The organism is Pseudomonas sp. 1D4 (assembly GCF_001728925.1).
Classification (GTDB): Bacteria; Pseudomonadota; Gammaproteobacteria; order Pseudomonadales; family Pseudomonadaceae; genus Metapseudomonas; species Metapseudomonas otitidis.
Genome location: NZ_LXJQ01000064.1, coordinates 20,514 through 30,746 on the forward strand (window position 1 = coordinate 20,514; position 10,233 = coordinate 30,746).

General features: G+C 58.7%; 11 protein-coding genes and 1 pseudogene. All 12 read left to right on the forward strand.

Annotation, left to right across the window (positions count from 1 at the left end):
- Positions 1-33 precede the first annotated feature (33 nt).
- Positions 34-1,161 carry a phosphoribosyltransferase domain-containing protein gene (locus A7D27_RS23955; RefSeq protein WP_069566316.1) on the forward strand — a complete coding sequence of 376 codons (1,128 nt, stop codon included), beginning with the start codon at positions 34-36 and terminating at the stop codon, positions 1,159-1,161.
- Positions 1,151-1,909, forward strand: coding sequence for a trehalose phosphatase (locus A7D27_RS23960; RefSeq protein WP_069566317.1), 759 nt, complete (start codon positions 1,151-1,153; stop codon positions 1,907-1,909). The genes A7D27_RS23955 and A7D27_RS23960 overlap by 11 nt, the downstream gene beginning before the upstream one ends.
- Positions 1,902-2,996 (forward strand): cysteine protease StiP family protein, encoded by a 1,095-nt coding sequence (locus A7D27_RS23965; protein ID WP_069566318.1) that lies wholly within the window; start codon positions 1,902-1,904, stop codon positions 2,994-2,996. The genes A7D27_RS23960 and A7D27_RS23965 overlap by 8 nt, the downstream gene beginning before the upstream one ends.
- Positions 2,996-3,943 carry an HpcH/HpaI aldolase/citrate lyase family protein gene (locus A7D27_RS23970; RefSeq protein WP_069566319.1) on the forward strand — a complete coding sequence of 316 codons (948 nt, stop codon included), beginning with the start codon at positions 2,996-2,998 and terminating at the stop codon, positions 3,941-3,943. Before A7D27_RS23965 ends, A7D27_RS23970 begins: the two co-directional genes overlap by 1 nt.
- A complete protein-coding gene (locus A7D27_RS23975) occupies positions 3,943-4,671 on the forward strand; it encodes an HAD family hydrolase (protein ID WP_069566320.1) in 729 nt (242 codons plus the stop codon). The genes A7D27_RS23970 and A7D27_RS23975 overlap by 1 nt, the downstream gene beginning before the upstream one ends.
- Before the next feature lies 1 nt (position 4,672).
- Positions 4,673-5,266 carry a TerD family protein gene (locus A7D27_RS23980; protein ID WP_069566321.1) on the forward strand — a complete coding sequence of 198 codons (594 nt, stop codon included), beginning with the start codon at positions 4,673-4,675 and terminating at the stop codon, positions 5,264-5,266.
- Positions 5,263-6,471: a TerD family protein gene (locus A7D27_RS23985; protein WP_069566322.1), complete on the forward strand. Its 1,209-nt coding sequence runs from the start codon at positions 5,263-5,265 to the stop codon at positions 6,469-6,471. The genes A7D27_RS23980 and A7D27_RS23985 overlap by 4 nt, the downstream gene beginning before the upstream one ends.
- 48 nt (positions 6,472-6,519) lie before the next feature.
- Complete coding sequence (locus A7D27_RS23990) at positions 6,520-6,969, forward strand: tellurite resistance TerB family protein (RefSeq protein ID WP_069566323.1); 450 nt, start codon at positions 6,520-6,522, stop codon at positions 6,967-6,969.
- An 11-nt stretch (positions 6,970-6,980) separates the two neighbouring features.
- Positions 6,981-8,015 (forward strand): TerC/Alx family metal homeostasis membrane protein, encoded by a 1,035-nt coding sequence (locus A7D27_RS23995; protein ID WP_069566324.1) that lies wholly within the window; start codon positions 6,981-6,983, stop codon positions 8,013-8,015.
- Positions 8,016-8,043: 28 nt separating this feature from the next.
- A complete protein-coding gene (locus tag A7D27_RS24000; protein WP_069566325.1) occupies positions 8,044-8,619 on the forward strand; it encodes a TerD family protein in 576 nt (191 codons plus the stop codon).
- A 32-nt stretch (positions 8,620-8,651) separates the two neighbouring features.
- A complete protein-coding gene (locus A7D27_RS24005) occupies positions 8,652-9,230 on the forward strand; it encodes a TerD family protein (protein ID WP_069566326.1) in 579 nt (192 codons plus the stop codon).
- A 131-nt stretch (positions 9,231-9,361) separates the two neighbouring features.
- Positions 9,362-10,233 (forward strand): annotated as a pseudogene (locus A7D27_RS24010) (hypothetical protein); the annotation flags it as partial.

A 10,233-nucleotide genomic window follows, 5' to 3' on the forward strand; every position in this document is an offset into this window, starting at 1 on the left:
TTCTCGACCTCGCGCCTAACTAGGAAGCAGTTCATGGAAAGCAATGTAGTACCAACATCCCTTCGCGCCCAACTCAAGCGGGGACTGCTTGAGGTCAAAGTTGATGACGCCGTCCTTCCCCCGGCTAACCTGTTCGGTTTCGCAGAGCGCCGGAATCCCAAGCGGGCATTCCTTTTCGTATCCAAAGTCCTGGGCCGTCATATACCGGCGCGACCCTCGGACATGGCTGCCAGCTTCGAGAGCCTGGCCGCAGAAATTCCGTCGGACTTGCCCGGCCCAGTACTGGTGATTGGCATGGCCGAAACAGCGGTTGGCCTCGGTGCCGGCGTGCACCGTGCCTACAGTGCAACCCGTTCTGACAGCATGTACCTCATCAGCACCCGCCACCCCCTGGGAACCGACCTCTTCGCTCGATTCGAGGAGGAACACAGCCATGCTAGCGCCCACCTGATCCACCTGCCGGTCGATCCCGAGGTACGTGATCTGATGCTTCAAGCCCGGTCGCTGGTCCTAGTGGACGATGAGGCCTCCACCGGCAAGACTTTCGTCAACCTGCACCGAGCACTTGTCGAAGCAGGGCTGAGCCAGCTCGAGCGAGTGGTCACTTGCGTCCTGACGGACTGGTCTGCAGGTGCTGTTCGTAAAGCCATCGGAGAGTCGGCCACCGCCATCTCGCTGATGAAGGGTTCCTACCAGTTTCACGAAGATCCGTCCGCGCCTATGCCGGATATGCCCGATGTTGGCGCCGTTTCCATTGGTGAATGGCCTCTCTCGCCCCGCAATGACTGGGGGCGCCTCGGCGTTCGCCATGTGGACGATACGCTTGCACCGGACATTCAGGTACAGCCCGGTGAGAAAGTAATCGTGGTTGGTACCAGCGAATTCGTCTGGCGTCCCTTCCTGCTGGCTGAGCGCCTGGAGCGAGCTGGTGCGGATGTCCACTTCAGCTCTACCACCCGGTCCCCCATCGCTCTGGGCCACGCCATCGAACACGCGCTGTCGTTCTCCGACAACTACGGCCTCGGCATCCCGAACTTCCTCTACAACGTGAAGCCCGGACAGTTTGACCGAATTCTGATTTGCACCGAAACCCCCGCGCAGGCACTCCCTGTAGAACTGGTTGAGACCCTGAAGGCGGAGGTAATTGTCGATGAGCGGTAATCGTCCCTTGGCATTCGTCGACCTTGACGACACCCTGTTTCAGACCGCACGCAAGATGGCTGAGGGCACCCCGCGGATTGCTGCCACCCTGGACGTGCATGGTCAGCCCAACGGGTACATGAGCCCGGTCCAGCACTCATTCATCAACTGGCTGCTGGCCTCGGCCGACGTCGTCCCTGTGACTGCACGCAGTGTGGAGGCTTACAGCCGTGTAAAGCTTCCCTTCACGGAGGGTGCAATTTGCTCCCATGGCGGAGTAATGCTTAGAGCCGACGGATCGCTCGACCAGACTTGGCACGGACAAATGGCCGAGTCCCTCTGGACTTTTCAAGACAGACTGCCAGAACTGAGCGAGGCCACCCTGCAGATCGGCAAGGAACTGGGCTACTCCCTCCGTGGATGGGTTGTGGAGGAGGAAGGTCTGCGCCACTACGTGGTGACCAAGCACAACGAGTCCAACGACGCTGTGCTCACCGAAGTGCTGGCTGAGGTTCAGGCCCGGGGCATGCTGGAAGGCATGCATATCCACGCAAACGGCAACAACCTCGCCTTCCTGCCTCAGGGGCTGGCCAAGCGCTTAGCTGTTCAAGACTGGTTGCGCCGCGACCATGAGATTCACGGCGAGCGGCCGGTCTTGGGCTTCGGTGACAGCATCACCGACCTAGGCTTCATGGACCTCTGCCACATGTGGTCGACGCCGGCACGCAGCCAGTTGGCAAAAGTAGTTGAGGGGCTGATCAGTGAGTAATCTCCTCGCTACCCTTAGCACCGTCGGCAGCGGCAGCTACGCACCTGAAGATGTGCATTTTCTTCTGCAGCCTGTGCACTTGAGCGTCACTGACGTTGAGGAGAAGGAGCGTCTAATTCAGACGAATCAGAAGCACTACTCGGAGATGATCGGCCTGGAGCATGCTCCGACCGATGTGCACAAGGGCCTTTACGCCCGCGCCATGGTGCAGAGCGGAACCCGCATGGCTTCCGATGTACAGTCTCTGGCCCTGGCGTTGAGTGCCGCCTACACCGGACCCAGCATCGCCCTGGTCTCCTTCGTTCGCGCAGGCCTGCCCCTCGGCGTCCTGCTGCGCCGGGCACTGGTCGAAATGGGACGCGACACCCACCACTATGGCGTCAGCATCATTCGTGACCGCGGGATCGATACCGTGGCTCTGGAAGCCATCATCCAGTTGCACGGTGCCGAGAACATCGTCTTCGTGGATGGCTGGACCGGCAAAGGTGCAATTTCCGGTGAACTCAAACGGACCCTGGGCGACGACAAGCGTTTCCCTGAAGATCCTCGCCTCGTTGTTCTGGCAGACCCCTGTGGCCGCGCCTGGCTAGCTGCCTCTGCAGAGGACTGGGTAATCCCGTCCGGCATCCTTGGTGCAACAGTGTCCGGCCTTGTATCTCGCTCCATCTGGCCAGCTCAAGGTGGCCTTCATGGTTGCGTGGTATATGACCACCTGCATGAGCATGATGTAACCCGCGAGTTCATCGACAAGATTGAGGCCGAACGTGGGGTGCTGGGTGAAGTTAATCCCACAACTCCATGGACCAAAGATCAGCGACTGAAGCTCCAAGTGTCCGCTGATGGCGTGGTGTCCTCCCTGGCAACTCGCTTTGGCATCAGCAACCTGAACCGTGTGAAGCCGGGGATAGCTGAGGCAACCCGAGCAGTCCTGCGCCGCGTGCCTGATCATGTGCTGGTGCGTGACCGCAACGACAGCGACGTGCAGCTACTGTTGCATCTCACCGAGCGCGCGGGCGTGACGGTAGAGGAAGCTGGCGCGGATCTGGGCCCGTACCGTGCAGTGACCATCATCCGGAGTGCGAACTGATGAAAGCGATTTCTCCGTTCGCCCTCGGGGCGACTCTGTACATGCCGGCTACCCGCGGTGACATCCTGGATGTGGTTTTCGGCACCAAGATTCCTGATCTCCGCTCACTGGTGGTGTGCCTGGAGGACGCAGTAGCGGCGATCGACGTCGAAAGCGCGCTCGCGAACCTGCAGGCCCTCCTCATGGATGTCGATGCCAGGGGCGGCCGGCCTGAACATGGTCCTCTGCTGTTCGTCCGGCCGCGCGATGCTGCGATGGCTGCGGTGCTGAATGACTGGCCCCTGATGAAGCACGTCGACGGGTTCGTCGTACCCAAGTTGACCCTGACATCCCTGCCTTCGTGGGAAAAGGCGGTTAGCAACCCGAACCTTTACCTCATGCCCACGCTGGAGACGGCCGACGTTTATGACCCGGGCGCAATGGTGGAGCTTGGCCAGGCTCTGAAGGCCAACCTGAACCAGCGCATCATCGCGCTGCGGATCGGCGGAAACGACCTCATGGGTTGTCTTGGGCTGCGGCGCAATCCGTCCACCACGCTCTACAAAACGCCCATGAGCTATGTGATCCCCATGCTAGCTGGGATCATGGGGGCTCAAGGCTTTGCTCTGACCGCTCCAGTGTTCGAGCAGCTCGCCACTCCCCATCTCCTGAGAGAGGAGTTGGAGCTGGACATCACTCATGGCCTTGTCGGGAAGACGGCTATTCACCCAAGCCAGATCAGCATCATCCAGGAGACGCTCCGCGTGAGCCTCGAGGACCTCAACTGCGCCAAGTTGATCGTCAATGAAGTGGCCCCTGCCGTCTTCAAGCACAACGACGCTATGTGCGAGCCGGCAACCCACTATAAGTGGGCGTTAAACATCCTCGAACGCGCCAAGTGGCACGGGGTAAAGCCCGCTGATCTGGGTAGCGGGGAGCATAGCGTCCGACTGGCAGAGGCGAACTGATGAGTTTGGAAATGCTAGAGGCTGGCCCGAAAGGGGCGAAGGTGCTCTCGGTGTTCGACTTCGATGGCACCCTCACCCGGCACGATAGCTTTGTTCCGTTCCTGCGGTTCGCCTTCGGCAATCGCGAGTTCTCTCGCCGTATCCTCAGACTGGCTCTGCCCTGTCTGAGGTATTTGGCCCGGGGCATGACTCGTGATGAGCTGAAGGCCCAGCTGATAAGCACATTTCTGACGGGCGTGGAAGCCAAATGGGTAGGTCAGAAGGCTGCGGAATTCTGCCAACTCGTTTGGCCCATGCTCATGCGGCCTTCAGGGTTACGATCCGTCACGTCCGAATTGACCTATGGGGCTGAGGTTACGCTTTGCTCGGCTTCTCCGGCCCTGGTGCTTCGCCCCTTCGCCGATCGGCTTGGTATCAAGCTGATCGCGACCGAACTGGAGGTGTTAGATGGCACGTTGACCGGCCGGATTGTTGGGAACAACTGCCGCTGCGAGAACAAGGTACTCCGCCTGGCGGCGGTCTACGGTCCGCTCACACAGTATCGATTGAGAGCCTGGGGAGACACCCGCGGTGACCATGAGTTACTGGCTGTTGCGCAAGAAGCGCATTGGCGACATTTTCACCCCGCGTGGCAGCGATCCCGCTCGCGGTTTAGCGAAGCAGGGAGCCTGGTGAGTGTGACTCAGCCGGGCCCCCACACGAACACTGAAGATCAACAAGGAGCGTAAAATGGCACTCACCCTGAGCAAAAATCAGAGCATTTCGCTGGAAAAAACTGCCGGCAGTGGCCTGACCTCGGTCAGCCTCGGACTGGGTTGGGACCCAGTGAAGTCCGGTGGCTTCTTCTCCAAGATGCTGGGCGGCGGCAACAACGAGATCGATCTCGACGCGTCCTGCATCCTGCTGGATAGCAACATGAAGCCCGTGGACCTGGTCTGGTTCCGTCAGTTGAAGTCCAAGGACGGCTCGATCAAGCACTCTGGCGATAATTTGACTGGAGAAGGTGCTGGTGACGATGAAACCATCTACGTCGATCTGCAGCGCCTGCCGGGCACCGTCCAGCACCTTGTGTTCACTGTTAACAGCTTCCGAGGCCAGTCCTTCGAGCAAGTCGAAAACGCTTACTGCCGAATCTTGAACGAGTCGAAAAACCAGGAGCTGGCGCGCTTCAACCTGGCGGAGAAAGGCCGCCATACCGGTGTTGTTATGGCCAGTCTCAGTCGTAGCGGAAGCGACTGGGACTTCAAGGCTATCGGCCAGTCCACCAATGGTCGTACTGCAGAAGACCTCGTAAACCTGGCCATTCAGGCGGTGCGCGCATGACGACACTGGTACCTGGCGGTAATGCGCCGGTTGCCACCGGCCAACTGCGCGTGGATATCAGCTACACCCCGATTCCAGGCGCGGACCTCGACATCTCCGCTTTCGCACTGACCACTGCTGGGAAAGTTCGAGGCGATGGCGATATGTGCTTCTACGGTCAAACCAGCGTGCTGAGTGGTGCTGTCCAGTTGACTGCCACGTCGGCAGGCCGCGCAGAGTTCTCCGTGGACCTCAGTCGAGTTGATACTGCCGTGGAGAAAATCGCCCTCACCGCGACTATCTACGAGAACAAGGCGACCTTCGACCGCGTATCGATGCTGGCGCTGGCCGTGACTGGAGGGATCGAAGCTCAGATCCCAACAAGTGGGATGAACGAGACCGCTCTGATCCTCGGCGAGTTTTACCTCCGCCAAGGCGCCTGGAAGTTCCGCTGTGTCGGACAGGGCTTTGCTGGTGGTCTGGAGCCGCTGGCCAAGCACTTTGGTGTCGATATTGCAGCACCGCCGGCCAGTCCGGCCCAGAACTCTACTGCCCCGACACAAACGCCCACTCCTGCTCCTTCGCCGGCTCCGGTACCGCCTGCAGCGCCAAAGTCAACGATCAGTCTTAGCAAGGTGACGCTCGACAAGTCCCGCTCGAGTATCAGCCTGGAGAAGACCTCTGCGGGCTTCGGCGAAATTAAGGTCAACCTGAACTGGAACCAGGGAGGGAGTGGCCTTCTTGGCGGGCTCTTGGGCAAACGCAATTCCATTGACCTGGACCTGGGGTGCCTGTTCGAACTGCAGGACGGCTACAAGGGGGCTGTACAGGCACTCGGCAAGCGTTTTGGCGATCTACGGGAGGAGCCTTACATCCAACTGATGGGGGATGACCGTACTGGCTCGGTTGCCGGCGGCGAATGGCTCCATATCAACGGAAAGCAGTGGAGCGAGATCAATCGCATTTTGGTCTTCGCCTTTATCTATGACGGAGCCCCCAACTGGAAGGCTACCGACGGGGTGGTGACCATTTTCGTGCCTGGACAACCCGAAATTGAGGTTCGCATGAACGAGGAGGGTGGGCGCCACGGCATGTGTGCAATTGCTCTGCTTGAAAACGTGAATGGTGCCGTTAAGGTCTCTCGGCGAGTCGACTTCCACGCTGGGCACGAAGAGATGGACCGTGCCTACGGCTGGGGTATGCGCTGGAAAGCGGGCTCCAAGTAAGAACTGATCCGGCGGGGCCGCTTGGCCCCGCTAGATGAGGGGGAACAAATGCTCGAATGGCTAAAGACCAATGCGGCCAAAGCCCGCGAAACCTTGACGACTGAAGTCGCCAAGTTCAAAAACCGGACCTTCATGGAGGCAGTTGCCAATGCCTGCGCACTGATCTCCGCCGCAGATGGAGAAATCAGGTCCGAGGAGAAGATGAAGATGACCGGCTTCATCAATAACTCCCCGGAACTGAAAGTCTTCAACCTGAACGACGTGATCAAGGTGTTCAACGACTCCTGCGGTAAGTTCGAATTCGACTTCCAGATCGGCCAAGCCGAGGCTCTGAAAGCCATCAGCAAGGTCAAAGGTAAGGACGGTGAAGCACGCCTGCTTGTTCGCGTGGCCTGCGCCATTGGCGCATCCGATGGCAACTTCGACGACAAAGAGAAAGCTGCGTGCCGCCTGATTTGTCTGGAACTGGGCCTGAATCCAGCAGACTTCGAACTGTAAGGAACTGAAACGTGGAAACGACTCACATTGGCTTCCCACCGCTGACCATGGCGGTATTCGTCGGCTTAGCGCTCGCCGCCCTGCTGCTGGACATGGTCACCCACCGCGATGACAAGCCGATCACCTTGACCCGAGCCTCCATCTGGTCAGTGTTCTGGGTGGCGATCTCCCTTGCATTCGCCGGTTTCCTGTACGTGCAGCACGGCGCAGAAGTGGCTAGTCTGTTCGTCACCGGCTATGCGCTGGAGAAAGTCCTCTCCGTCGACAACCTGTTCGTTTTCATGGCCATCTTCGCCTGGTTCAAGGTCCCGGATGGTCTGCGTCACCGTGTCCTGTACTGGGGCATCATCGGCGCCATCGTATTCCGCGGTGTTTTCGTCGCCATCGGTACTGGCCTACTGGCGTTCGGCCCCTGGGTCGAGATCGTCTTCGCTCTGATCGTGGCGTGGACTGCCGTCATGATGCTCAAAAGTGGTGACGACGATGAAGCGGAGGAGGACTACTCCCAGCATCTGGCCTACCGCTTCGCAAAAAAGCTTTTCCCGGTATGGCCCAAGCTGTATGGCCACAACTTCTTCGTGAGCCGTAAGAAGCTCGAGGTGGAAGTCCAGAAGACCGAGAACAAGGGCATGAGCCTGGCGGCCAAAGGTGGCCTCTTCGCTACTCCGCTGTTCCTCTGCCTAGTGGTGGTCGAAGTGTCCGACGTCCTGTTCGCATTCGACTCGGTCCCGGCTGTCATTGCGGTTAGTCGTGAACCCCTGATTGTTTACTCGGCGATGCTGTTCGCAATCCTGGGCCTGCGTACCCTGTACTTCGTCCTGGAAGCGCTGAAGCGCTACCTGGTACACCTGGAGAAGGCAGTGATCGTCCTTCTGTTCTTCATTGCAGGCAAACTGGGCCTGAACGCAACCGACCACCTGTTCCACCATGGTATCAGCATCGATCCGAACACCAGCCTGCTCATCGTGATGGGCGTCTTGATGGTAGGCATCCTGGCCAGCGTAGTCTTCCCGGAAAAGGAAGAAGCGCAAGCCGAAAATCAGTAATCAGTAGCAACCACAAGGAGCTGTTCTAATGGCACTGACTCTTCAAAAAGGCGGCAACCTCTCCCTGTCGAAAACTGACCCGACCCTGACCAAGATCCTGGTGGGCCTCGGCTGGGACCCGCGTGCTACCGATGGCACCGAGTTCGATCTGGACGCCAGCGCCTTCCTGTTGAACGCCAACGGCAAAGTCCGCGGTGACGCCGACTTCATCTTCTACAACCAGCTGCGGAGCCAGGACGGTTCCGTCGAGCATACAGGTGACAACCGTACCGGTGCTGGCGAGGGCGACGACGAAGTGATCAAGGTCGACCTGAGCCGCGTTCCGGCCGACGTCGACAAGATCGCCTTCACCGTCACCATTCATGATGCCGACGCGCGCAAGCAGAACTTCGGTCAAGTCGGCAACTCGTTCATCCGCATCATGAACGAGAACTCCGGCGCTGAAGTGGTTCGCTACGATCTGGCGGAAGACGCTTCGACTGAAACCGCAATGATCTTCGCAGAATTGTATCGCAACAACGGTGAGTGGAAATTCCGCGCCGTTGGCCAAGGCTACGCTGGTGGCCTGAAGGCTCTGGCCAACGGCTACGGCATGAACTTCTAACGCCCACCCTCAACTGAACAAGGAATCACTCCATGGCTGTAAGTCTGTCCAAAGGCGGTAACGTCTCCCTGTCGAAAGAGGCCCCGGGCCTGAGCGAAGTCATCGTGGGCCTGGGCTGGGACCCGCGCGTCACCGACGGTACCGAATTCGACCTTGATGCCTCGATCTTCATCACTGGCGAAAGCGGCAAAGTCCTGAACGACGCCAGCTTCATCTTCTACAATAACAAGAAGTCGGCCGACGGCACCATCGAGCACCTGGGCGACAACCGCTCCGGCGAAGGCGCCGGCGACGACGAGCAAGTCAACGTGAAGCTGACCGGCCTGGCCGTTGACGTGAAGAAGCTGGTTTTCGCCGTCACCATCCACGATGCCGATTCCCGTAAGCAGTCCTTCGGCCAAGTAGCCAACGCCTACATTCGTGTCCTGAATAAGGCCGACGGCAAGGAAATCGCTCGCTACGATCTGTCCGAAGACGCCTCCACCGAAACTGCCATGATTTTCGGTGAGCTGTATCGTCACAACGACGAGTTCAAGTTCAAGGCGATCGGTCAAGGTTTTGCCGGTGGCCTGAAGCCTCTGGCTGAAGCTCATGGCGTGAGCATCGGCTAAGTCGAATGGCAGGAAAAGCCCCGGCCTGACCGGGGCTTTTTCACATCTGCAGGAAGTGAACGAATGACTCAGCGACCAGCATAGTTGGAAGCTGGGCGAGCAAGCGTATGCATGGTCAAGGGAACTGCGTGATGAATCTCAGGTTGGTTTTGGCAGTAGGTGGGTTGCTAAGCATGGTGGGCTGTGATGCCGTCACTGATTTCAAGCTGTCGATGGCGCGTCAGGATCTGCGTCAAGAGTGCTTTGGTAACTTCACCAACAGCTGCGTTAGTAAGACCATCGACTTCAACATCAATGTGCTCGAGTCAGTGCCGCTCGCTGGCCCAGAGGACAAGAAAGGTATCATCGCGATGTTCGGCGATGAGGGATGGGATCTCTACGAAGAAACTGAGGAAGAGGTCAAGGACAGGATAATCGAGATACTCGAGTCTAAGCGGCCGGGTTGGTTCTCTCGTTGGTTCCTCGGTGACGCTCAGCCATTCGATGGCAAAGGAGTCATTGAGCTCTATCCAAGTGATCTCCAGGAAATCCAAGGCGAGGTCACGAAGAGGTACATCGACAAGGTCAAAGCCGCTGGGCTTCAACCCAATGCCGAAGCAGCTGCCAAGTATGGCAACGTTGCCAATGCCCCCCAAGATCAGGACCTTGCCCAAAGCTCCATAGCCCCTGTGGAGCCAGCACCGCAGCCGATGGTTCAAGCAGAAGCGGCACCGCCTTCCGAGCTACCACAGCAGCAGCCGATGGGTGTTCCTGCACTGACTCTGGCAAAGGCCATCGAGAACCTGATTGCCAGCGAAACCTCCACGGGTGGGGGCAGCGAATACCAGGAAGGACGTCAGGTTGTTCAAGTCGACCTGAATGAGGATGGAGTTGAAGACGCTGTTGTCCTGTTCACCATCGAGGGCCAGGGCGGTGGTAATGGCTCATTCCAAACACTAGCGGCCATCTACAAAGAGCCTGACGGCTGGACCTTCAAACAGAAGATCGTTGTTGGAGGCGCGAC

Coding starts and splice junctions, on each gene's coding strand:
- A7D27_RS23955 (WP_069566316.1), top strand. CDS start 34: ATGGAAAGCAATGTAGTACCAACATCCCTTCGCGCCCAACTCAAGCGG.
- A7D27_RS23960 (WP_069566317.1), top strand. CDS start 1,151: ATGAGCGGTAATCGTCCCTTGGCATTCGTCGACCTTGACGACACCCTG.
- A7D27_RS23970 (WP_069566319.1), top strand. CDS start 2,996: ATGAAAGCGATTTCTCCGTTCGCCCTCGGGGCGACTCTGTACATGCCG.
- A7D27_RS23975 (WP_069566320.1), top strand. CDS start 3,943: ATGAGTTTGGAAATGCTAGAGGCTGGCCCGAAAGGGGCGAAGGTGCTC.
- A7D27_RS23980 (WP_069566321.1), top strand. CDS start 4,673: ATGGCACTCACCCTGAGCAAAAATCAGAGCATTTCGCTGGAAAAAACT.
- A7D27_RS23985 (WP_069566322.1), top strand. CDS start 5,263: ATGACGACACTGGTACCTGGCGGTAATGCGCCGGTTGCCACCGGCCAA.
- A7D27_RS23990 (WP_069566323.1), top strand. CDS start 6,520: ATGCTCGAATGGCTAAAGACCAATGCGGCCAAAGCCCGCGAAACCTTG.
- A7D27_RS24000 (WP_069566325.1), top strand. CDS start 8,044: ATGGCACTGACTCTTCAAAAAGGCGGCAACCTCTCCCTGTCGAAAACT.
- A7D27_RS24005 (WP_069566326.1), top strand. CDS start 8,652: ATGGCTGTAAGTCTGTCCAAAGGCGGTAACGTCTCCCTGTCGAAAGAG.